Here is a 23,644-nt window from a genome sequence, read left to right on the forward strand (position 1 = left end):
GTTTATTTTAAGATTGATTCACCAACTAATTCACTAAGTATTTTCATGCAATACCAAGCTTCATTTTTAGATTTCTCGTACTCAAGTTTTGATGTATAGCAGGCATCTACCGCCATGCGATACTGTTCCATTGGCGTTTTTCCTGCTTTAAAGAAATTCTCGGCGATTTTAAGGGCAACCTCGTTCGCCTCAACTACCTCGGTTTGTAATTCAACCGCTTTTAAGCATGATTTCAATTCCTTGTAAAAGCGTACTACTTCTTGTCTGATAAAGTCCCTTTGCTCTTGTTTCATGCCTTCTAGGCGCTTTATTTCAAGTTTTTGAATCTTTATCTCATGTTTTCTTGAAGATACCTCGGTGAAAGGGAGTCTCAGGTTTAATCCTACATTATAGGTGATGTTTTGACGCGTTAGATAAGTAAATCTATTGTCAGTGGCGCCATCAGTTAGTTGGTCAGAAACGATTCCGTTTCCATAATTCACTCCAGCGGTCAGGGCTAAGTGTCTGAGCCATTTCTTTTTTGTGACACTGATTTCTTCCATCACTTTCTCTTGACTTGTGGATAGCCTATCGATAGAAGCCATATTACCCTCTGCTATAGTGAGCAATTCTTCTAAGGGTTTGATGTTATCGAGGGCTACGTTATCCAATACTTGTGCTTTGCTTACTTGTGATAGGAGTAGTAGGGCCAACAGCATGGCTAGAAAAAAGCCTTTGTTAAATCTTTGATTCTTAATCTGAATTGCCGTCAAACTGTCGGGTCTCTCATGTTCAATTTGGTTTGTAAATACTTTCATGGTTAGTCGAATTTTGTAATTAAATGACCTTTAAAAAGCATCCATTTATTAGCGAAATATTGCTTGATCTTTACTGTAGCATTTCTGCTCATAAATGGTTGTTCTGTGTATTTGTAAAAGATCATACTGCTAAATAAGACTATAGGAATGGCGATTATGAGGCTAATCGTTAGTTGAACCCAATAGGGGGATGAGTAACCGAATCTTCCGATAAGTGAATATGTCAGTTCGAGTAGCGGTAAGTGGGTTAGATATATGGTGTAGCACATACCACCGATCACCGCGATCCATCGGAAAGTCAAAAGCTTATGTATAATCCTACCTTTAAAGGCGGCAGTGAAGAACCCAAACATAGCGACCATAAAAATCAATGACTTACCTAATTCTTCTGTCCAGGTAAACATCAGTACTGGAATTGCTATAAAGCCAATAAGATCCCACTTGATGCTTTTTCGGTTGTGCCATACTGATTCATTCACATATATATCTGCCATCAGTAAGCCAACCAGAAAATGTTGTAGTTGCCCTAAGATTGAGGCTTTCGTAGGTAAATATTGCCATCCGAATTGATGTTGCGCTATGATGAAAATCACCGTAAAGGATAAGAGTAGTGTTCGGCGAATTTTAGTGTTTTTCTGACTGAAATAGAGTTGTGCTAAAAAGGGTGCGAATAAATAGTACTGAATTTCAACTTCAAGTGACCAGGCTACGGGATTTATAATGGAAAACTCACCATAGCTTAAATTATGCACATAGAATATGCTGGCTATGTAATGATTAAAGAGTGTTGCTAAACCGATCTGTTCCTTAAATAGTAATACTAAACCAAAAATGGTCATCCAAAATATGTATGGCGGTTCTAACCGCGTAAGTCTTTTCGATAAATAGGTTTTGTAGCTAAATCGATTGTGTTGTTTTGCAAATGGCAGGCTTAAAATAAATCCACTAAGGGTAAAAAAGATCATCACCCCAATGGCGCCTCTGCTAATGATATAAGAAAGCTCCGTTTCGAGGTTTGAACTAGGAGCGAGCACGTATCTTTCGAAGCGTTCTGTCGCATGAAGCAACACTACAGGGATAATGGCTATAAACCGGATACCGTCTACAAATGGTAAATAGCGTTTACCGCCAGTATCTCGCGTCAATGATTCTAAGAGATTGTTGAAAGGCTTCATAACTAAACGTTTTCGTGCTGGAAAGCTGCAAGAGGAGTTTTGAATAAGATTTTCAGATCCATCCAAAAATTGTGGTGCATGGCATATTCGATATCCAACTGAATCCTGCGCTCTGGATCAGCACTGTCTTTACCTCGTTCTGTTACTTGCCAAAGTCCTGTTAGACCAGCTGGACCCAGAAAGCGGCCTACACTTTGGTCTTTGGTTAGTTTTTCCGCTTCATATAAGGGGAGTGGGCGATTGCCTACCAACGACATATCACCAATGAGAATATTAAAGAGTTGAGGCAATTCGTCTATACTAGTGTTTCGAATGAACCTTCCAACTCTGGTGATTCTTGGATCATTTTTAAACTTGACGAAAGTATTTTTTTCGTCCGTGGCTTTGTGCCCTTCAAATTCATCGAGCTTTGAATAGCCTTCGTCCCCAACGACAACTCTGTATTTATCAATGTTGGTTATTAAGCGACGATTTAGTTCATGTTGTTCGCAATTAACTTGTTCACCAGCATCATACTGGTTGAGATGCTTCATTTGATCAATCATTTGATCAGCATCTGTTCTCATGGATCTGAATTTGTAAAATTTAAATGTGTGGTAATTCTGACCCACCCTCATGGCATAATAGAACACGGGGCCTTTCGATTCTAATCGGATAGCAATGATGATCAGTAGGAGTAGTGGACTCAGTAAAACGATCAATAGTGCGGATACAAAAATGTCTATAGTACGTTTGGCGAATTGAGATGATTTTGAACTATTCATAAGCTTTCTTTTATCTATTACAAAGCTATTTCGAATGGTTACAGGTGTCGGTTCTATTAGATGAGTGAAGGGCTTATGTCGATCAATGAACTGATAAATTAGATAACTAATTATACGTTTATAACTAATTGGATATGAGTGAAATGAATTGTTTTTATTGAAGTGAATTCAATAAAAAAACTCCACTTGGATTAAGTGGAGTCTACGGTAAGTAATTAAGTCAGAAGTTTAGATTACCTTCTTTGGTACAGGTGACTTGTATTTCTATATCCAGTTTGTGATCGGTACCAGTCCATGTAACTGAATCCATAGCTTTTAGCCCATTCATCAAACCTTAAATGTCCTAACCTAATATCCGAATTTTCTTTGGGGTAATCAAAACTTTCAGGTAGATGAATACCCCATGGTAAATCTGTTTTTGACCTGTAGTATTGGCCTATTGAAACATCAGTATCATCGTTTTGGGTACCAAAGAGTGTGGCGTCAACTAGATCAGTCGGTGCGTAGCCTGGCAGGTGAACTTCTCTTCCACGATTCTGAGAAATAATCAAGAATGGGTTGTAAGGGACACTGCCTATATCTGCATATGTTTTTGGGCTTTGGAATGTTATTTCGATTGAAACCTCACTTGGTTCATGATATGTAGAACCATCTTCTGTATTCACGAAACCATTTGTATCGAAATGATCATGAACATTTCCAGTGATTATAAATGTAGCCCTTGTCTGCCCACTTTCTGTTCCATTACTGTTTAGGGTGATATAATTCGAGCTTAAATTTTGTCCATTTACGGCTGTGATATCCGAGGGTAATAAGTCTGTTGTGAAACCAAAACCGTTTCTATAACCTGCGCCGACAGCTCTGATTTTAAACTTTGGAGACATAGCAACCACTTGGTTGTCTGCATTTAGGATGTGCTTGAACTGGTAGTCAATCACGAGGTCGTTGAAATCATAGTCCCCATAATTCGGCCAATTATCTTCAAAAGCAAAAGTACCGTAGGTGGTAGAAGAGGGATAATAGCTATCATATGCCCGGTTAGGGTCATTAGGGTACTCATCCAAAATATCATTTATACCATCACCATCCGTATCTAACGTTCCTGGTCTGTCTATGGGACTTACATTGTCTTTATTAATGGCTTCCACAGGGTTTGAGGTCACAAAAAGAATGGCGTCATTAAAATCCTGATCGCAATGAAAAGGGATGTTGTCTCGCCTTACATCTTCGAAACCAACTAAAAATAGCTCATTTTCGGCGTCCCAAAGCAGCACATTATGCTGTTTCAAGTCGTCGTTAGGCTCAGGGTTTAAGTTCTTGTCTCCAAAGACAATGTGTTCATAGTCTTCTGAATTGCTACCATCCCAACCATTGGCCAGTAGTACGAGCCCGATGGAAGTACCTGCAGTAAAGCGTCCAATATTTACTTTATCTCCAGAAGAAAGACCTCCGCCTGATCCTGAATAGGATAGATTTGGAAAAATTACATTGATTTCGTCAATATCATCAAGGCTTTGAGGTGGCGTACCTGTTGTGTATGTATAAAATGCCATAGCATTTCGCCAACCAGCACCTTCGTGTACAAATGTCAACCAGACATCGCATTCTTCCTCAATATCCAAGGTTGTCTTTTTGCCATTGGCTAAATAAGAAGGGTGAAATTCTGGTACTGGTTGTTTTTCAGGCAGGGAAGCATTGATGTATTCTAATAAAGTACTTGAAATCTGATCTCTTTCTGCTTCTAAATAGTTTGGAACTCCCTGGTTGTTATAGCCGCCCATGTAGTTTATGGTGAAGCTTTCCACTGCATTATTAATCGAGAAACTTCCGTCACTAGTTGATCTGGAGGATTTATAAGCATCAATTGTTTTTGTGGAGATTAAACCTCCTTTGCAAATCATCTCAATCGTGCCGTTTATAACAGGCACGTGAATTGAATTAGGTACGCCGATGTAGGCTGTCTCAATGATGACTTCACCAAAGTGGGCTGGTAAATCCAAGCGCCCAGAAGCTTTCCCTTGGCTATCAGTAAGCGTGGTGTAAATCAACGCGTTTTTCTCTCCATTCAGAGTAGACCAAATATTAGCCTTAATACCTTTAATCGGCTGATTAGTATTGTCGTAAAATGTTAAATCAATACTTGTCGATGTCGTTGTTCTAAAGTCAAAATCGGTTCCCTGTTCAGGTACTTGATCAATTTCAACTTCGGGCTTTTCTACACATGACAGCATCGCCATGCAGATAAGCATCATTAATAATCCTTTGCTCATATTTTTAGAATTTTAGGCTACGGTTCTTAAGCCTGTGAATTGATTAGTTTGATTAAGCAATGAATTGATTCTGAGGGTAAGTTCTTTTGGGTTAAAAGGCTTGCTCAGCGTGTCTTTTGCGCCTGTCTGTAAGGCATTGATACGCTGATCGCTTTTGTCTTCATCTGTCAAAATAAAAAGTGATGTACCAGACCAAGCCATTTGTAGGTTTAGGGTGTTTAAAATTTGACACGCCTCGGTATTTTCTTCTTGGTAGTCACATAATATAAGGTCAAAGTGCTGACCCTGAGTGATTAAGGCTTGTGCCTCTGTAGGTGTTTCTACCGCTTTCACTTCGTGTGTTTTTCCAAGGTAGTTGAGTAAAAACACTCTCATCATGTAATTGTCTTCTACGATCAATATCTTTCTCATAACGGTATTTATTTTTGGTTCGATTCAAATGTAGAAGTATGAATCCGCAGCAATTATCTGTTTCGATAAGCTGTAATAATCATTCGATAAGAAGATGTGAATAGGAGATGGGTGTTTTTCTAAAAAAGAGAAAGTTGCTCCTGACGATTGTTTAATGGCTTTTTGGCCTTACCTAATACTGTCATACCGCCGTATTTATGACTCTCAGCCCTTTCTTTTGCTATCACTTGCTCAAAATTTGTATTAGCCTGAAAGGATTTTTCCATGCGCTGAGAGATTTTGGATAGGTTTTTAATGGCCTTCACTCTATCAGAATGGCCAATTTTGGCTTTTTCCAGACTTACTTTTAGAATGGACAGTGTTTCATCATACACTTTTAAGGGCACAGGAAATGGATTTCCATCTTTGCCACCATGGGCAAATGAAAACCGTGCTGGATCGGTAAATCTTGACGGTGTTCCATGGATTACCTCACTCACAAGGGTTAAAGATTGTAACGTGCGAGGGCCTACGCCTTTTAATAAAAGTAATTCGTCGAATTGGCTGATATCAGTGTCATGCGCGAGGGCTAAAGTCGCGCCCAATCTCTTGAGGTCGATATCCTTTGCTTTTACATCATGATGGGAGGGCATCATAACATAGCGCTGGGCTACTTTCTGGATGAGTTCAGGCTTTTCTCTTGTTAAATTTAAAATACTGGTTTTTGTTGCTTGTGCTTGAGGAGCTGTTAAGTTTAAGATTTCACCCTGATTATATCCAATAACGGCAGAATGTGGTTCATTTAAGAAGTCGCTGAAAGCTTCAGAGTGCCAGTGATACCGACGTGCATAACCAGTATCACCATTCATTCCCTGCTGTACAACCGACCATTCTCCCTCTCGTGTGAGGAAGAAGGAGTGTAGATATATAGAAAACCCATCCTGTATAGCGGTGTTATCCACTTTGGCGCTTAAGCGGCTTGAGCGTACCAGTTCGTTGCCATCCAGCCCTGTTTGTGAAGCTATTTTTAGAAGTTCTTGAGGTGTCGCTCGCGAATATTTGCCTCGGCCGCCACAAACGTATAAGCCTAATTCTTTTGATATAGGATTTATGGCTTTTTTTAAGGCACCAATCACAGACGTCGTAATGCCAGAAGAATGCCAATCCATACCCATTACCGCTCCTAAAGACTGAAACCAAAGCGGATCGCTCATTCTTTTAATAAAAGCTGCGCGACCATATTCTATGATAATTGATTCGGTAATGGCTCGGCCGAGCTTAGTCATTCTATTGGCAAGCCAAGGAGGAACAGTTCCATAGTGCAAGGGGAGGTCTGCGTGCCCAGATCGTTTCATTAGTACAAATAACTAAAATATATAGCAAACTAAAAATAATAGTTATCTAATCATCTAGGGGTTTAAACTTGAGTAACCCACAATAATTAAATAGGAGTTATAAAATGAGCTTAAAATGCACTAAATTCAATAGCAACAACACACGATGAAGGTCAAAGTCAACGTAAAAAAGGGTTTTAAGCTAATCTCAGCAATCTTGCTGATCGTATGCATCGCGTGTTCTGAAGTGATCGATTTAGGGGGCGACCCTAGTAGTCAGTTTGTATTAGTTTACGGTAGAATTACAGATGGTACGGCTGGTAATGAGATATCTCTTTCTTTGACCTCTGACCGATCCGACGGTGCTCAACAGCCCATCAGTGGAGCGACCATTTCTTTAATGAGTGACAATGGTTTTTTGGGTCGATATTTTGAAAAAGTTGATAGTCCGGGAGATTATAGGTTGAGTTATTCAGATTCCGCCAGGGAGGGTTCTGCTTATCATGTAGTAATTGATTTACCTAGCGGAGAACAAATCGTATCAGAACCAGCGATTATGCCTGGGCTAGCCGCTAAGGATTCTTTGTCGCTTAAGTTTGAGTTGATTGATTTCTTTATAGGAGAGCAGGGTTTTCGGCAAGCCAATCGCGCAGCACAGCTTTTTGTAGAAACTAAAATATTGGAACCGAATAATGACTTCTACTTAAAATGGAATATTCTAGAAAGTTATATCGCATTGGAAACACCGCAGTGTTGCGGCACACCGCCGCCGCCTTGCTATATAGGCAATGATATATCGGGTCAGGAAATTAAGATTTTTAATGGGCGGGATTTGACGGCCGACGTTATTCCGAGTAAACTCTTTAAAACTACTAAGATTGATGGGCGATTTGCCTTTATCTATTACTACTCGGTGATTCAAACAACACTAGACGAACAAGCTTATAACTATTGGGCTCAGCTTCAGGAAATTGCAGATTTATCGGGTTTTATATTCGATAAGACGGTGGCTAACATTCAAGGTAATTTATATTATCCCGATAACCCTAAGAAACAAGTCTTCGGTTATTTCGAGGTAGCCCGATCTGATACGACCAGAATTTCTGCCAGTAGTGACGAATTCAGCTTTTTTCTTCGCCAACCTTGTCCGGCCGCACCAGAAAGTTCAGCTCCAGAATGCACTGCCTGCTTGTTAATTGAAAACAGCAGCCATCACCGTCCTTACTACTATTGAATAAATAACATATAATAATAATAATAAGTATAAATAAATATATATGAAAATATAAACATGTATTAATGTGTAATTTTCAGAATTAATTTGTCCAGAGGGGGTAGGGTAAAAATGAAAGGCCTGTATATAGTCTCGAAATCGCTCATAATTCGAGTGAATATGTCTGAAAATTTAAAAATGTTAATGACTGAACTATGAAATTATTTAAAAACCTTTTTATGCTAATGGTCATGGTTGTAATGGCTGTTTTAGTCTCTTGTGATAATAAAGATCAAGAGATTGTCCCGCAAGAAGACCAAAGTGGAGCCAATATTACCTCACGATTGAGGTTCGTTAATTCCAGCGATTACGATACTACGGGTATGAGTGAATGGCAAGAGGTGACAACGCCACCTGAAGCGATTCAAACATATGTTAGCGAAAACTATAGCGGCGACATGATAGAGGAAACGTGGCTTACTGGCACAGGAGAATACATCGTGCTTTTGAGTGATGATACCGTGTTAGTCTTCAATGCTTCCGAGCAGTTTGTTATTGCCTTTAACTTAGATGGCTATGTAAGCAATTTTGAAGATGATTTTGAAGAAGTAGAAGTTGCTGATTTGCCCCAACCAATCCAAGACTACCTGACTACAAATCATGCCGATGATACGGTGGATATTGCTGGTCTTAATGCTGAGGATGGAGAATATGTTGTCGTATTAGAATCTGGAATCGTCTTGATTTTTGATACTGACGGCAATTTTATTGAACAATATACGGAAGATGATTATGACGATTTTGATGATCTAGAAGAAGTTGAGCTGAACAATTTACCACAAGCTATTTTGGATTATATAGCAGCGAACTATGCTAATGATACCATTAATGAAGCTTTTATTGATAGCGAAGAGCAAGAGTACATCATTGTTCTAGAATCAGATTTGGTGGTGATTTTTGACCTTCAAGGTAATTTTATAGAAGAGTTCGATCTTGATTTCGAGGAGTACTGCGATGAAGTGGATGTAGCCGACTTGCGACAGGCGATCACAGACTATGTAAATACCAATTTTCAGGGTGAAACGATCGAAGAAGCTTGGTTTGACGATGAAGCGAACGAGTATTACATAGAACTATCAAATGACAAAATCCTAGTATTTGACGTAGACGGAAACTTCTTAAGGGAATATGTAGATGACGAAGACGAAGATGGAGATGATGAGGACGACGATGGAGATGATGAAGATGACGATGAGGATGATGGAGGCGAGTAGTGTTTGATTGATTGCGTTTGACCTGACCGAAGAAGGTGTTGAAGGTGCTGTTGGAAATGTTGTAGAGGCAACCACAGTACTGGAAGCATCTTCTTTTTTATGTATTAGCTAAAAGTGTTTAAGCCTCGATAACTTTTCAAAGGTTCTAATGAGAAGAGACTAGAACTATCGCTTCGATTAAAACCAAAGCCTTAAGCTAAAATTTGGAGTAAAGCCCAAAAAGAATTTAGTCCGCTCTAAAATTGCGATGTTTTCATTCCGATCGAAGTCTAAGGAATAGGTACTATTAAAGATATTTCTTCGGTTAAGTAAGTTGATAAAACTAAGCCCTATTTCTCCCTTAATGCCTTTTGGTTTTCCTGCAAACTTATGCCAGATGGAGGCATCAACACGGTGATAATCTGGTGCTCTAGCATCGTTAGGGCTCGAAAAAATAATATCGTAGTCTTCGTCCTCATCGAATGTGCCAGGGGTATTTAATGGCACTACATTATCTTCAGAATCGACAACCAAGAGATTATTTTTATTGGTAATAGGTAGTCCTGATTTGTAGATATAACCTAATGAAAACTCCCAATTTTTGACATTATAGGTTCCTGAGAGCCTGAACTGATGTCGAATGTTGTACGAAGAGGCGAAGGAGCCTTCAAAGATATCTGGTAACTCTACTCTAGAATCTTGAAAATTATAACTGAACCAAGTACGGAAATACTTCCACCTTTTTCTAATGGTCAAATCAAAACCATTTAGTAATTCGAAACCGGGTTCAAATGCCTCGTCATTTTCAAAACCAAAGCGTTGGTTAGTAGCTAAAATCCCATCTATGTCTTTAATATAAAAGTCTAGGTCTATAAGCCATGAATCTAAATTGTAGAGTAAACCTAGGGTCAACTGCTGGTTATAAATGATTGGAACGGTAGATATTTCATCTTCGTCATCGTTTAAGTCAGAAAGCAACCAGTGTTGTTCGACGGCATTGGAAAGTGTGAATTCAGATTCTTGAATTGTGCTTAAGTACTGGTGATAAATCCCGAAAGAGGATTTAAGAACAAGAGCTTTAATTGGGCTATAGTTAAGCTTGATCTGTGGGCTAAAGAAAGCTTCTCCTAATGTACCAACATTCGTAACTCGGCCGCTAAAAACAGCCTCTAGCTTATCATTTGGCCGATAATTGTAATCAACAAACAAGGCATGTACAAAACCAATAGATCGAATATCGGTGATTTCATCCTCTTCAAATAAGTCTGAGGCATCGATTCTATTTTTCACATCTAGGTGATTCATTTGGTAGCCAAATTCAATCACTTCCTTCTCGTTTCTCCGCCAATGATTACTCAGTCTAAATTCTAAGTTGTTCAAATCATTACTGCGGTTTACCTCGTCGTCATCACCGAGCAAAATTAGATCCCTCAAGTTATTAAAGCGGTAAGCCATATTATACTGGGAGTAGCTTAGGCTTGATGACATTGAAAAATCATCTTTGAGTCTGTAAGTCCATGCTAAGTTAGAGCCGAAGCTTTTTACGTCGTGCTGTTGCTGAATATTGATGTCTTCAATTAGCTCTTCTTCGCTATAATTAAACCGACTGCTATTGTTGACGAAACTGGCACTAAATAAAGATCTGTCACTCGGTTGATAATCCCATCGAACGTTGACATCAGAGAAACTCAATTGACTTTCAAAATCATTTTCGTCATCCGTTATTTGAAATACACCAAGACCATCGTCGGTTTCGCTGCCAAATAATTTGGTGGAATAGGAATTAAACGTCCAAGTCGGCACAGCATCGTTATAAGACCGCCTTAAGGCCACCATTAAAGAGCCAAAATCCTTTTTAAAAGGGACTTTGACGTAGAGATCGGCATGGGTCATATTCAAACTAGCTTCGGCGATTCGATTGCCATCAATTTCGTTTCTTGAGGATACGGAGATCAGTCCAGCAGTGGCGCCACCATATCTTACAGGGATATAATTTTTATAGATGTCTAATGCTCCAGTTGAAGAGGGGATAAAGCTTGATACATTACCAAAATAATGAGCGGTATGGTAGACCGGTATATTGTTCCAGTACAGCATGGTATTATCTGGGGCGCTTCCTCGAATATTGATGCCTGAAGCGGATTCATCGTTTGAAGTGAGGCCAGAAATGATTTGTGCCGATAATAGGACATCTCTTTCTGAGAGACCCGGTAAAATTTCCATTTCCTGTGGTAGCACGCGAAAGCTATTGGCTTTTGGATCGGAGCCAATGCCAACATTTATATACTCCTTTACTTCAAAATCAGTCAAACCCAATGCTGAAGGTTTCATCTGCACTTGATATGGTGCATTGGAAATGATATTATCAACCGGAATTTCTATCGTTTCAAAGCCTAAGAAAGAAACCTCAAGAATTGCATCCTTTGGATTCGATAAAACGATCTTTAGTTCTCCCTTTTCGTTGGCTACTTGCCCGAGTAGGGTCTCTTTTAGCCTCACAGTGGCATAGGGAAGTGGAGTTCCGTTTTCACTATCCAAGATAGAAAGATGGACGTATTTGGCCTCTGGAGTCTTGATTACATAAAATTTGCCATTTACCTGTTCGAAGGTAAGGTCAGTAGTATCCAGTAATTCGGTTAAAATTGATTCTAAATCGGTATGCTCACCAGTTGTGCTAACGCGTTTACTTTTTAGCTCTTCTGGATTGAATGAAAAGTAAACAGAGAATTCCTTTTCAAGCTGATTAAGGACTTGTTTCAACGGTTTATTAGAAACGAGTGGGCCTCGATCAGTTTGACCAAGGCTCAGTTTGGGTAGCATTAGTAACAGTATGCACAGGGCTGTTGTGCATGTACTAGTTACCAGTGAGTACCAGTTTCTTGTTGGCTTGATCGAAAGTATATTCAATGTTATTTGCTCCTAATACTAGCCTTATGGCAGTTTCTAATTCTGTATTTGGAAATGTTCCAGTATAAGGTAGCGCTTCTTGAGATTTATTTGAAATAATTTCAATACCGTAAATATTGCTGAGCTCATTTAACGCTTCTTTCATGGTAACGGCATCTAAAGTTGTGATACCTTCCGTAATCCATAAAGGCCTAGTATTCAGTTGGTTTTGATCTAATAAACGATCAAAGTTTCCATTTATTAGCCTTACACCATCTCCAGGAGTTAAGTCTTGCGTATAAGACTTTTCAGAAACATTTACTTTTCCTGTATAACAAATGACATCCAGTAAGTTTTCTCGGTTCCAAATGTTGAATGAAGTACCCAGGACTTTAACTATGCCTTGGTCTGTTTCTACTTCAAAGTTGATGCCTTTGGTCACCTCAAAAAAGGCTTCTCCAGAAAGTTCCAGATGTCGGTTTTCGTCAAATTTATCTGGATTGTATTTCAACGTAGAATTAGCGTTTAAAGTAACAATAGACTTATCTGGCAACACAATAGTCTCTATTTGGCCAGCGATGGTTTTGTAAACTTCATATTTGGGTTGAGCGACCTGATAAATTAAATAAGCCCCCAATATTATTACTGCGGCAGCTGCGTATCGAAAAACTTGAGGAAACTTGATGACTTTGGCCGTTGGCTTTAAAGTCTGCTTTTGCTTGTTTTTCAGTCTTTCCAGTTCGCCTTCAACGTCATAAGTCGGTAAGGCCACTTTTTCGACAGAATTGACAATAGCCATATATTCTTGGCCTTCTGCTGAGGCAAGAAATTTTGACTCTTCTTTAGGACTTAATTCTCCCGCCAGCCATTTGGCTAAAAAGTCTTCGCTATCGTTTAATTCTTCGCTCATTTATACTATCAACACACTTAAATACGTTGGCCTGTTTTTTACCCTACCACCAAGTCTATATATTTTTATGAATTTCTCTAATCTTAACTAAAGCCTTGTGCATGCGCTTTTCTACGGCTTTTACACTTACGTCTAAAAGTTCGGCTATCTCGTTATATGTTTTCTTTTCTACCCTGTTTAATAAGAAAACCTCTCGCTGACCTTCCGATAACCTGTCAATGGCCTGTTGTATTCTCAGGTCAAATTCAGAGAACTCCATTTTATACTGCGGGTCTTCTTGGTCAGTAGTTTTTGTAATAAAAGGGATGTGCTTTTGTTTGACTTTCTCCTTGTCAACAATTTTCAGCATTTGATTTTGAGCAACTCTAAATACATAAGCTTTTGCCATATCTGGCATCACCTTTTTGCAATTGTTCCATAATACCATAAATGCCTCTTGAACCATATCTTCGGCACCTTCAACGTTTTTATACTTGAAACAAAGAAAGTTGCGGAGTAGTGGAGCTATGGTTCGAAATAACTCGTTGTATACAGATTCTTGGCAGGTATCTTGGGTACTCACTTTGGCTAAGGTGTTAAGAAATTGCCAAAACTCAAATCCCCAAGCGACAAAATCCTAGTTGTATTAATACCGACTGTGGCCTGACTAAATTGGTAAGGGTTAAATATTAGTCTCTATTTCTTTCTCGTAACTTTAACTTATGGATTTATCGACGGTGAACATTAGGCAAAAATTTGATCTTTTTACTGATCAATGGAAACCCCATATCATTGGTGAGTTAAATGGTCAACAAGTTAAACTGGCCAAATTACAAGGGAGCTTTGTTTGGCATAGCCACGAACACGAGGATGAATACTTTCAAGTTTTCAAAGGGACCCTTTTTATGGAGTTTAGGGACAAAACAGAGGTTGTTAAAGAAGGGGAGATGATTATTGTACCTAAAGGCGTAGAACACAACCCTTATACCAAACCGAATGAAGAAGTGTGGGTGCTGTTATTTGAGCCGGCCAGTACGCAACACACGGGTGAGGTAGAACACGAACGCACCCATAATGATCAGCAGTGGATTTAGCTTTTAAGCCAATGATCAACAATGCGCTTATAACTAACGCCAATTGGGATTTCTTGTCGGCCTAATTCAATATCTTGTGCCGTAAAAGCCGTGATATGTTGCTTATTGACAATATATGAGCGATGAACCCTTAGAAATTGCCCTGATAATTTAGCTTCAAAGTCACTGATTTTATCCTTTGTAATTACCGAACCATCTACTAGGTTAATTTTGATATAATCTTTCAAGCTTTCGATATATACTATTTCTTGGAAGTTTACTTTGACATGTTTCTTGTTCACATTCACAAAGAGAAATTCTTCCGGTTTAGGTTCTTCAATGGGAAGACTGTGTGCTTTTGCAGGGCTGTTATTGTCTATTTGCTTTAGATACTTGTTTATGGCCTTGAAAAAGCGTTCAAAAGTGATGGGCTTGAGCAGATAATCAACAATATCCAATTCATATCCACTCATGGCATACTCTCGAAAAGCTGTAGTAAAGATCACTTTAGGTGGATTGTCTAATGACTTTAAGAAATCGATGCCCGATAACATAGGCATTTGTATGTCTAGAAAAAGAAGGTCAACAGGTTCACTTTTTACCTTTTCCATGGCCTCTATAGCGTTAGAACAAGTGCCAATCAAGTTCAGCATCGGCACCTGATTTACATGGGCTGTTAAAAGCTGTACGGCCAATGGTTCATCATCTACTATAAGACAGTCAATCTTCATAGATTTCTTATTTCTAATTCTACCTTGTAAGACGATAGCGTCTCATCAATTGCCAATTCATATTGATCTGGATAAATCAAGTCAAGTTGCCTTTTGACATTGGAAAAACCTATTCCCGACTTATAATTCGTTGGATCTGCTTGTTCAACTGGAGCTTTGCTGTTTTCAACAGTTAGGGTCAAAGTACCTACTGCTACCGTTAGGTCGATAAAAACATAAGGAGCATTAATAGCGCCACTAACCCCATGTTTGAACGCATTTTCGATCAATGAAAGCATGATGAGGGGCGAAACCATCGTGTCTGGTCTATCGATAGAATCCTTATACACTAGATTAAGCCGATCGCCGTACCGAAGTTTTTCTAAGTCAATGTAATTATTAATCAACTTAATTTCATCTGTGATAGATACCTTGTCGTCATTGCATCGATAGAGCATATAATCTAACATTTCAGACAACTTCACAACAGTTTTAGGTGCTTCGTCAGACTTTTGAAGCGTAAGTGTATAAAGGTTGTTAAGGGTGTTGAATAAAAAGTGTGGGTGAATCTGAGCTTTTAGAAAATTAATCTCCGTGAGCTGCTTTTCCTTTTCTAGTTCATCTGCCTTTTGTTTCGCCTCAAAATTGGCTTTAACGAGTTTGATCGCAAAGAAAATGGTCGGGGCTAAGTAGATGCTCATTAAATAATTCCTTATTAGGCGCTCGGGGGAAACTAAAACTATCGCCCACATATCTGCAAACGGTTGGTCTATGCCTAATACAGGTTCAAAAACATAAATTGTTAATAATCGGGCAATGACTAAGAAAAGGTAAGCGCTGCCGATCAGTGAAATAGCGAATTGAAAATACTTTTTCTCCTGTAAAAGCTTTGGCACTTGATAGTAGGTAAACAGGTATGTGGCGCCGATCATAGAGGGGAAAAGCACTATGTTTCGCATAAACCCAAACCAAAAAGAAACACCAGTGTAGAAAAACACCTGGGTGTAGAGTAGGAAAATGACGCCCCAAAATAATACATGCTGTACTATACGCCGTGCTAAAATTTTATCTACGAGTTGTTGCATCTGTTCAGGCAAAATAAGCACTTCTAGTAGAACACCAGCTGCTAAGTAGGTCAATCATGGTTTGCAACCCATGAATACACGTTAGTGCATGATCAATTCATTTTGATACATGCAAAAGCCTAAATACGGGTAGTTATACACGGTCGGTCGAGTTTATCTAAATGCCCGTAGTGTGCTTGTTAGTTTCGGGAAACAACAAATAGTTTAATATGAAAAAACTTGGAATACTCATTATATCAATCGGTCTATGTGCGGGTTTGAAAGCTCAATCAATTGACCAGGAAACGCTAAATCGGGTCGAAATTTTTATCGACAAAGCCGTTGAAGGCTTCGATATCCCTTCGGTAATAGTAGGCATAGTTGAAGGCGGAGCATTAAAGCACACGATTTCACGAGGGGAGTACAAAAGAGGAAGTGGTCAGAAAGTAAATGGTCAATCACAATATCAGATCGCCTCGCTTACTAAATCCATGACGGCCATCATTGCCAATAGTCTATCGTTGGAAGGTAAACTGGATTTAGACAGGTCTATTTCCGATTTCCTGAAAGATGATCTTGGTGCTCAAAAGTCAAAGACCTTCGCAAATATTACATTAAAGGATGTCTTGCAGCATCGCGCAGGCCTACCCAATGATGGTGCCTCCATTCCACCTACGCCAAATGGACAAGCCATGATTGGCGGATACACAAAGGATAACTTTTTCAAAGATCTATCAAATATGGAGTTGAAAGAAGATCAGATCGGCAATTTTGGTTATTCAAATTTTGGCTTTGCGCTCATCGGCTATATCCTGACCAAGGAAACAGGCGAATCTTATGAAAATCTGCTACAGCGTTATGTTTTTAAACCTTATGGCTTAAATGCTTCTACCAGCGATTTAGAATCTGTGAGAAGTACTTTGGTTACGCCATATCATGTACATAAGCGAAATGCCGAAACGGCTGCTTGGGAAATGGGAATGTCAATTCCAGCAGGTGGAGTGCTATCGACAGTTTCAGATTTATCTAAGCTGCTGATCGCTGAAATGGAAGCATTCCAACAGTATCAAAAAGATGGAATCGTGACGCCTTTAGTTCTTACTGCGGATAAAAAACCATTGGTGGAAACTACCAACTATGGATATGGCTTTTTTGAAGGTAAGAACCCAAGCGATCATAGTATTATGCAGTTAGGGCATGGTGGGGATGTAGATGGTTTTGGAAGTTTCTTCGAGTTTTACCCTGATTTAGATATGGGATTGATTCTACTGACTTCCAGTGGGGGTTCTTGGTTCAATGACTTGAAGGCCGACGTCGAGAAACTGATTTTAGGCATTCCAGTAAAGGATAGTATGCCACTGTCCAAAGCGGAGCTGAAAAAGTACATTGGTAAATATGATTTTGGGAAAGGGCAAGTGATGCGCATTTTCAGACGCGGCAATTACCTGATGACGACCCTAAATGGCTCAAGTCCAGCTCGTTTATATGCAGAAAGTGAAAACGAGTTTTTCTATAAAAGCATGAATTCTTCATTTGAATTTGAATTGGACAAGAGAGGGAAAATTAGCAAAACCATATACAGACAAGGGGAACAGGAGTTTTTCCCGAAGAAGATTCGGTAATTGAGTCGGAAAAACGAATAACTTTGAATCATCAATTCAGTCTATTTTGGCTGAATTGATGATTTTTTCTTTTAATGGCAACTGTAAAATTCACTTCTAACCTCAAGCGATTCTACCCAGAACTTGTACCGCTCAAAGTTCAAGGTGGCACAGTAGCAAGTGCACTCAGCGAGGTAGAAGCTAAGTTTGCTGGGATCAAGGGCTATATTCTTGACGATAATGGAAGAGTTCGCGAACATGTAAATTTATACATAGGAGGAGATTTAATTACCGATCGCGAGACATTGTCAGATAAATTATCAGCAGGAGATGAGTTGTATATTATGCAGGCCATTTCAGGAGGTTAAGTCAATTCTCCGTCCGTCACTTCAGCCCAATTTCTATCAGTTTTATCCATTACAAATTCCCTTAAATTGGATCACGTACCTTATTTCAGGAGACTTTTGATACGTCAATAATACATCATTAAGTATTTATGACAGATTCATTTCGTGCATTGCTGTCATACTTATAAGTTTGTGTTATACACTTGACTATGAAAAAGTTTCCTGAAGGCTTTATCTGGGGTTCGGCCACCTCGTCTTATCAAATTGAAGGCGCGCATGATTTAGATGGAAAAGGTCCGTCTATATGGGATGTCTTTTGTACCGTTCCGAATCGTATAAAAAACGGTGATAATGGAAATATTGGCATCGATCATTATCATAAGTTTAAAGAAGATGTAGCTCTTATGAAATCGCAAGGTTTCAAAGCCTATCGCTTTTCGATCGCATGGCCTAGAGTGATGCCAGAAGGAAAGGGTAAAGTCAACGAGAAGGGCATAGCCTTTTATTCAGATTTAATCGATGAATTATTGGCCAATGATATTCAACCTTGGGTTACTTTATATCACTGGGATTTGCCACTGGCCCTACAGATGGAAGAAGATGGCTGGTTAAACCCAAAAATCAGCGAATATTTTAAAGATTATGCCGATTTATGCTTTGACCGTTTTGGCGATCGTGTTAAAAACTGGATTACCTTAAACGAACCATGGGTTGTTTCAATTCTAGGTTATGGTCAAGGTGCTTTTGCACCGGGCAGAAAATCGAATACTGAGCCTTATTTGGCGGCGCATCACTTATTAGTTTCCCATGCGAAAGCGGTCGATTTGTATAGAACAAAATATGCACATCAAAATGGGGCGATCGGCATTACCAATAACTGCGATTGGAGGGAGCCACTCACTGATAAAAAAGAAGATGTTGAAGCGGCAGAAAGAGCTTTACAGTTCTTTTTAGGGTGGTTTGCTGATCCAGTGTATTTCGGAGACTATCCGGCAGTCATGAAAGAAAGATTAGGAGAGAGATTACCAGAGTTCACGGCGGAAGAGTCGCGATTAGTAAAGGGCTCATCTGACTTCTTTGGCCTAAATCACTACACGACCATGTATGCAGCAGACGAAGCTGAAAATCCTCAGGCAAATATTAAGGGGAATGGTGGTATTTCAGAAGATCAAGGGGTTAGTTTAACCCAAGACCCTGATTGGACACTTACTGCCATGGATTGGGCGGTTGTGCCTTGGGGATGTAGGAATTTACTCCAGTGGATCGCTAATCGCTATAACGACCCTTCCATTTATATCACCGAAAATGGATTTGCCTGCGATGATGAGATGGTCAATGGGCAAGTAGATGATTCAAATACTCGTTTAGCTTACTACAAGGGCTACTTGGAAGGCTGCCACGAAGCAATTTCTAACGGGGTAAATTTAAAAGGCTATTTTGCCTGGAGCATGTTCGATAACTTTGAGTGGGCTCACGGGTATGGCTCCAGGTTTGGGCTTAATTACGTGGATTACAAGACATTAGTGCGTACTCCTAAGGCATCGGCCCTTTGGTTTGCCGATTTAATAAAAAAGAACCAACTCTAGCCAACGCAAACCTTTGCGTTTTTATTTAAATAATAGCAGGGTGTAAACCGTTTTAAGTGTATTAAATTTGCCGGCGAGAGCAAGTCCGCTGTCTACCTCAACATACAGTACTTTTCTAACGGTATAATTTACCTAAACATGTGCCCAAATCCATTGGCAAGAAGAGGCTTTTTCTTGTCTTGTATGTTGCTATTTAACCTTAGCCTGTTTGCTCAAACAGGACCTGGAGGGGTGGGTTCAAATACCAATAACATCCTATGGTTAAAGGCGGATGAAATTACTGGTTTATCAAATGGCCAAGACGTTCAGACATGGTCTGATTTCTCTGGAAATGGTAACACATTAACCCAACCAGACGCTTCCTTTAGTCCTGTTTTTCAAACTGGGCAAATAAATGGACTTCCAGTGGTTCGCTTTAATAAAACCAATGGCAGGATAAGAAGGACAAGCTTTTCAGGTTTTGCGACGAGCGCCATTACGGCTATTTACGTAAATAAGACCACCGATAGTGGTGATGGCGTATTGTCTTATGCCAGTTCTGCTAGTAACAACGACTTTCTACTTTTTAGAAGTGAAAGCTTGAATGTATACCGAGGGCCTAATATTTCTTCAGGTGTCTCCTTCAATGATAACGCTTTTCATATTACCAATGCCGCATGGAGAGGGAGTGATGGAAGTGTGGAAGTATGGAAAGATGGTAGTCAGGATTTCACCACGACTGGTTTTAGAACAGGAACTTCAATTACAGCTGGCGGTAGTTTAGCTGTAGCTGGTGAACAGGACTCTCAAGACGGCGGCTATGCCTCAAATCAGGCACATTTTGGTGACTTTTCTGAGGTGATGATTTTTAATACTTACTTAAATGAAGCCCAGCAGATTATTATCGCAAACTATTTAGCGGCAAAGTATGCGCTGTCCATTTCAAATGATCGATTTGCCTATGAATCAACTCACGGCAATGATGTAGCGGGAATTGGACGTGAAGATGCTAGTAATACGCACACCGAAGCTATGTCTGACGATATTTTAAGAGTTGAAGGTGCCGATGGTCTTGATGCAAATCAGGAGTATTTACTCTTTGGTCATGATGCTGGAGATGCCACGACAGCTTGGACCACTACAGAGGCCCCAAACAGTGGTGTAAATATTCAGCGTTTGGCGCGTGAATGGCGGTTTGATGAAACGGGTACAGTTGGAAATATTGACATTGTTATAGACATAAATGATCTACCTGCTTTACCAGCCGATCATACGGTTTACGCCTTAATGGTTGATAGTGACGGGGATTTTAGCAGTGGGGCAAGTGTTTATGAATTAACACTTTCTGCTGGGACTGAATACTCTTACGATGGATACGACATCAACGATGGAGATTATATGGCAATAGCAGCCGTGCGGCCTGTGATAGAGCATACGCTAACTACTGATGTAGGTGCCGAAAGTGTGAGCCCTACGATTGAAGTGTCTTTAAACTTTATTCCAGCAACTAACAGAACCGCTGAAGTAACGACCTCCGATATTTCAACAACCACAGGCGATGATTATGTGGCATTGAGTAGTTCTACAGTGACTATAACTACTGGAAATACTACCACCACATACAGTTTAACGGTGACTGACGATATGGATGAAGAATCCAATGAGTCATTGTTAATTACCCTCGCCAATCCTTCTTCAGGTTTAAATATTGGCGATAATGATGAGTTTACTTACACGATTGAGGATAACGATCAAATTAGAAAAGTGTACTTCGATGTTGCTTCTAGTAGCGGTTCAGAAACCATACTGACAGCTAATGTGGCATTAGAAATCAGCTTGGTAGACATGTCCAATCCTACAAGTGTAGACTATGCCGTTACTGGTGGCACTGCTACGGGAGGTGGCACAGACTACACCTTGGCCTCTGGTACCGTCACATTTTTGGCTGGTACCACTACTGGATCTTTTGACATTACGATAAATAATGATGGTTTATTTGAAGTTGACGAGACTATAATTATCACATTATCGAATCCAGTGAATGCCAACCTAGACAACACCATGCCTTTTGCAGGGTCGGGTGCGATTACACATACTTATACGATCACGAACGACGACGCTACACCAGAAATTCAGTTCAGCAATACGTCGGCCTCTGGGTCTGAAACTGTCACATCAGTAGCTATTCAGGTAGAACTTGATGCGGTGTCGGGTGCAGATGCATCTGCTTCTTATACTATTTCTGGTGCCAGTACAGCTACTGGAGTTGGGGTAGATTATACATTAGCCGCAGGAACTATTACCATACCTGAGGGCAGTACGACGGCGAATATTAACGCTACAATTATAGACGATTCAGTAGAAGAACTAGCAGAGACGCTTATTCTCAATCTTTCTACCCCAAGTAATGCGGATTTGGGTACCAATACGGCCTTTACCTATACTATTATAAATAATTCAGTTATTGGGTTTACCGGTCCGGGTGGTGTAGGGCAATCAAGTAGTAATATTCTCTGGGTTAGGCCTGAAGAATTAGCAGATGTTTCTGATGGTACAGACATAACGTCTTGGGCCGATTTCTCTGGTAATGGAAATAACCTAGCGCAATCAGACAATGCATTTACACCTAGACATTATAATAGCGTTGTAAATGGTCAACCGATAGTACGCTTCGAACAGTCCAATGGCCGTTTAGTAAAAGATAACTTTGGAGATTTTCCATCGAGTGAAATTACCGCAATCTTGGTTAACGCAACCAATGAAACTTCCGATGACGGTTTATTATCCTATGCCAGTAGTGCTAGCGATAATGACTTTCTATTATTTAGCACCAATAGTTTGAGCCTTTTTAGAGGTGGTTCAAACACTAATTCAGGTGTAGCATTCAACGGTGGCTCGTTTAACATATCGACAGCTTCATGGCAGACAAGTGGAAACGTTTCTGTCTGGAAAAATGGCAGTGAGGCCTATACTACTACTGGCTTTCAGAGCGGTACTTCAATCACCAATAATGGTGCACTTGCTATTGGGGCAGAACAAGATGGTATAAACAGCGGATATGATGCCAGTCAAGATCATTTGGGTGATTATGCAGAAGTCGCCATCTATAATCTTGCCTTAAATGATGCACAAGTGATTATCGTTCAGAATTATCTGTCTGCGAAATATGACGTTGCCTTAAGCACAAATAATGTTTACAATCAAGATGATAATGCCAATGGAGATTTTGATTACGAAGTAGCAGGCATTGGTAGAATAGGTTCTTCCGATTTACATACAGATGCTAAAGGTTCTGGTATTGTCAGGATTAACAATCCACAAGATATGGACGACGAAGAGTTTTTGTTGTGGGGCCATGATAATGCGGAACTAAGAGCCACGAGCACAGATGTTCCAATGGGGATATCTAGACGTTTGGAGCGTGTTTGGCGGGTAAGTGAGGTCAATCGCTCGGGAGCTGCTGTAGATTTGGGTGCTATTGATATAAGTTTTGACTTAGCTGGCTTAGGAAGTGTAACCCCATCGGATTTGGTATTGCTGATAGACTCTGATGGTACGTTTAACGCAGGGGCTACTGAAGTTAGCGGGGCATTAGATGATGGTGGTGATACCTATCGCTTTGCGAGTGTCACAGGGTTATCCAATAACATGTATTTTACTTTGGCCACATTGGATAAACAACAAACTCCATTGCCAGTAGAATTGCTTTCATTTACGGGGAGGGTCACAGATGAATATGCTATTGACTTAAATTGGGCGACAGCTTCTGAAGTTGATAATAGCCACTTTGATATTGAAAGAAGTGAGGATGGATTTGCTTTTATAGTAATCGGAACTGTTGCCGGAATGGGGCAGAGCGATGCCATAAATCAATATGAATTTCTAGATAAGAGTCCGCTAGTCGGTAGAAGCTATTATCGTTTGAAGCAAGTCGATTTTAATGGAGTATTTGAGTACTCAAGCATAGTTAGCATTCTTTATGACAACTTTGAAGATAATGCACTTCAAGCACCTAAATTTTACCCAAACCCGATCAATAGAGGAGCTAAGGCCCAGATCGAATATTATTCTAAAGACAAGCAAACCATTTCCATTAAGGTGTTGGATAGTCAAGGATTAAGTCTGGCTGAAAGGAAAGTAAATTTACAAGTAGGAAGAAACTCAATTCCTTTTGAAACTCATCGGCTAAATCAAGGCATGTATTTTCTTAGGATTTACGGTAGCGGCCGATCGGTCCAAACATTCAAAGTCATCATAAGGTAAACCATCGGAGCAGATTAACAATGGCGCTAGGATTTTTGATACGCTATCTA

General features: G+C 39.8%; 17 protein-coding genes and 1 pseudogene. 7 read left to right on the top strand and 11 right to left on the bottom strand.

The window, feature by feature from the left end; all coding sequences use genetic code 11:
• Positions 1-2 precede the first annotated feature (2 nt).
• The 6 genes and pseudogenes from BFP71_RS13900 to BFP71_RS13925 all read right to left on the bottom strand — a co-directional run bounded on the left by BFP71_RS13900 (position 3) and on the right by BFP71_RS13925 (position 6,751).
• Entirely contained in the window at positions 3-797 is a 795-nt protein-coding gene (locus BFP71_RS13900; protein ID WP_069836058.1) for a TolC family protein, read from the bottom strand.
• Positions 798-799: 2 nt separating this feature from the next.
• Positions 800-1,972 (bottom strand): acyltransferase family protein, encoded by a 1,173-nt coding sequence (locus BFP71_RS13905; protein WP_069836059.1) that lies wholly within the window; start codon positions 1,970-1,972, stop codon positions 800-802.
• Positions 1,973-1,974: 2 nt separating this feature from the next.
• Positions 1,975-2,706, bottom strand: a pseudogene (locus tag BFP71_RS13910) (sugar transferase); the annotation flags it as partial.
• Between the two features lie 263 nt (positions 2,707-2,969).
• A complete protein-coding gene (locus BFP71_RS13915) occupies positions 2,970-5,006 on the bottom strand; it encodes an LruC domain-containing protein (RefSeq protein ID WP_088125037.1) in 2,037 nt (678 codons plus the stop codon).
• 12 nt (positions 5,007-5,018) lie between these two features.
• Positions 5,019-5,417, bottom strand: coding sequence for a response regulator (locus tag BFP71_RS13920; protein WP_069836062.1), 399 nt, complete (start codon positions 5,415-5,417; stop codon positions 5,019-5,021).
• 119 nt (positions 5,418-5,536) lie between these two features.
• Complete coding sequence (locus BFP71_RS13925) at positions 5,537-6,751, bottom strand: DUF763 domain-containing protein (protein ID WP_069836063.1); 1,215 nt, start codon at positions 6,749-6,751, stop codon at positions 5,537-5,539.
• Between the two features lie 145 nt (positions 6,752-6,896).
• Here BFP71_RS13925 and BFP71_RS13930 point away from each other — a divergent pair, with 145 nt between their 5' ends.
• Positions 6,897-7,964, top strand: a complete 1,068-nt coding sequence (locus BFP71_RS13930; protein ID WP_069836064.1) for a DUF4249 domain-containing protein — start codon at positions 6,897-6,899, stop codon at positions 7,962-7,964.
• 194 nt (positions 7,965-8,158) lie between these two features.
• A complete protein-coding gene (locus BFP71_RS13935) occupies positions 8,159-9,217 on the top strand; it encodes a PepSY-like domain-containing protein (protein ID WP_069836065.1) in 1,059 nt (352 codons plus the stop codon).
• A gap of 177 nt (positions 9,218-9,394) precedes the next feature.
• Here the strand turns inward: BFP71_RS13935 and BFP71_RS13940 are convergent, their stop codons facing one another.
• From BFP71_RS13940 to BFP71_RS13950, 3 genes are read right to left on the bottom strand one after another with little or no spacing between them, the layout of a single operon-like run.
• Entirely contained in the window at positions 9,395-12,016 is a 2,622-nt protein-coding gene (locus tag BFP71_RS13940; RefSeq protein WP_069836066.1) for a carboxypeptidase-like regulatory domain-containing protein, read from the bottom strand.
• Positions 12,017-12,050: 34 nt separating this feature from the next.
• Entirely contained in the window at positions 12,051-12,992 is a 942-nt protein-coding gene (locus BFP71_RS13945) for a FecR family protein (RefSeq protein ID WP_069836067.1), read from the bottom strand.
• Positions 12,993-13,047: 55 nt separating this feature from the next.
• Positions 13,048-13,554: an RNA polymerase sigma factor gene (locus tag BFP71_RS13950; RefSeq protein ID WP_069836068.1), complete on the bottom strand. Its 507-nt coding sequence runs from the start codon at positions 13,552-13,554 to the stop codon at positions 13,048-13,050.
• Between the two features lie 139 nt (positions 13,555-13,693).
• Between BFP71_RS13950 and BFP71_RS13955 the strand changes: the two genes are divergently transcribed.
• A complete protein-coding gene (locus tag BFP71_RS13955) occupies positions 13,694-14,065 on the top strand; it encodes a cupin domain-containing protein (protein WP_069836069.1) in 372 nt (123 codons plus the stop codon).
• On the opposite strand, the gene BFP71_RS13960 is transcribed toward BFP71_RS13955, so the two are convergent.
• Both BFP71_RS13960 and BFP71_RS13965 read right to left on the bottom strand, forming a co-directional pair.
• Complete coding sequence (locus tag BFP71_RS13960) at positions 14,062-14,775, bottom strand: LytR/AlgR family response regulator transcription factor (protein ID WP_069836070.1); 714 nt, start codon at positions 14,773-14,775, stop codon at positions 14,062-14,064. The two genes, BFP71_RS13955 and BFP71_RS13960, sit on opposite strands and share 4 nt — an antisense overlap.
• Entirely contained in the window at positions 14,772-15,893 is a 1,122-nt protein-coding gene (locus BFP71_RS13965) for a sensor histidine kinase (protein ID WP_141719766.1), read from the bottom strand. The genes BFP71_RS13960 and BFP71_RS13965 overlap by 4 nt, the downstream gene beginning before the upstream one ends.
• A 155-nt stretch (positions 15,894-16,048) precedes the next feature.
• Between BFP71_RS13965 and BFP71_RS13970 the strand changes: the two genes are divergently transcribed.
• The 4 genes from BFP71_RS13970 (at position 16,049) to BFP71_RS13985 (ending at position 23,594) form a co-directional block, all read left to right on the top strand.
• On the top strand, positions 16,049-17,440 hold the full coding sequence (locus tag BFP71_RS13970) for a serine hydrolase (RefSeq protein WP_069836072.1): 1,392 nt from the start codon (positions 16,049-16,051) through the stop codon (positions 17,438-17,440).
• A 74-nt stretch (positions 17,441-17,514) separates the two neighbouring features.
• The gene (locus BFP71_RS13975; RefSeq protein ID WP_069836073.1) at positions 17,515-17,787 is read left to right on the top strand and encodes a MoaD/ThiS family protein; all 273 of its coding nucleotides are present in this window, start codon (positions 17,515-17,517) and stop codon (positions 17,785-17,787) included.
• A gap of 188 nt (positions 17,788-17,975) precedes the next feature.
• Positions 17,976-19,352: a GH1 family beta-glucosidase gene (locus BFP71_RS13980; RefSeq protein ID WP_088125038.1), complete on the top strand. Its 1,377-nt coding sequence runs from the start codon at positions 17,976-17,978 to the stop codon at positions 19,350-19,352.
• Between the two features lie 138 nt (positions 19,353-19,490).
• Positions 19,491-23,594, top strand: a complete 4,104-nt coding sequence (locus BFP71_RS13985) for a Calx-beta domain-containing protein (protein WP_088125039.1) — start codon at positions 19,491-19,493, stop codon at positions 23,592-23,594.
• Positions 23,595-23,644: the final 50 nt, after the last annotated feature.

The sequence above is a fragment of the Roseivirga misakiensis genome (assembly GCF_001747105.1).
GTDB lineage: Bacteria > Bacteroidota > Bacteroidia > Cytophagales > Cyclobacteriaceae > Roseivirga > Roseivirga misakiensis.

Bases quoted from the DNA above. Each gene is read 5' to 3' on its own strand.
- BFP71_RS13900 (WP_069836058.1), bottom strand. From the start codon at position 797: ATGAAAGTATTTACAAACCAAATTGAACATGAGAGACCCGACAGTTTG.
- BFP71_RS13905 (WP_069836059.1), bottom strand. From the start codon at position 1,972: ATGAAGCCTTTCAACAATCTCTTAGAATCATTGACGCGAGATACTGGC.
- BFP71_RS13915 (WP_088125037.1), bottom strand. From the start codon at position 5,006: ATGAGCAAAGGATTATTAATGATGCTTATCTGCATGGCGATGCTGTCA.
- BFP71_RS13920 (WP_069836062.1), bottom strand. From the start codon at position 5,417: ATGAGAAAGATATTGATCGTAGAAGACAATTACATGATGAGAGTGTTT.
- BFP71_RS13925 (WP_069836063.1), bottom strand. From the start codon at position 6,751: ATGAAACGATCTGGGCACGCAGACCTCCCCTTGCACTATGGAACTGTT.
- BFP71_RS13930 (WP_069836064.1), top strand. From the start codon at position 6,897: ATGAAGGTCAAAGTCAACGTAAAAAAGGGTTTTAAGCTAATCTCAGCA.
- BFP71_RS13935 (WP_069836065.1), top strand. From the start codon at position 8,159: ATGAAATTATTTAAAAACCTTTTTATGCTAATGGTCATGGTTGTAATG.
- BFP71_RS13940 (WP_069836066.1), bottom strand. From the start codon at position 12,016: ATGCTACCCAAACTGAGCCTTGGTCAAACTGATCGAGGCCCACTCGTT.
- BFP71_RS13945 (WP_069836067.1), bottom strand. From the start codon at position 12,992: ATGAGCGAAGAATTAAACGATAGCGAAGACTTTTTAGCCAAATGGCTG.
- BFP71_RS13955 (WP_069836069.1), top strand. From the start codon at position 13,694: ATGGATTTATCGACGGTGAACATTAGGCAAAAATTTGATCTTTTTACT.
- BFP71_RS13960 (WP_069836070.1), bottom strand. From the start codon at position 14,775: ATGAAGATTGACTGTCTTATAGTAGATGATGAACCATTGGCCGTACAG.
- BFP71_RS13970 (WP_069836072.1), top strand. From the start codon at position 16,049: ATGAAAAAACTTGGAATACTCATTATATCAATCGGTCTATGTGCGGGT.
- BFP71_RS13975 (WP_069836073.1), top strand. From the start codon at position 17,515: ATGGCAACTGTAAAATTCACTTCTAACCTCAAGCGATTCTACCCAGAA.
- BFP71_RS13980 (WP_088125038.1), top strand. From the start codon at position 17,976: ATGAAAAAGTTTCCTGAAGGCTTTATCTGGGGTTCGGCCACCTCGTCT.
- BFP71_RS13985 (WP_088125039.1), top strand. From the start codon at position 19,491: ATGTGCCCAAATCCATTGGCAAGAAGAGGCTTTTTCTTGTCTTGTATG.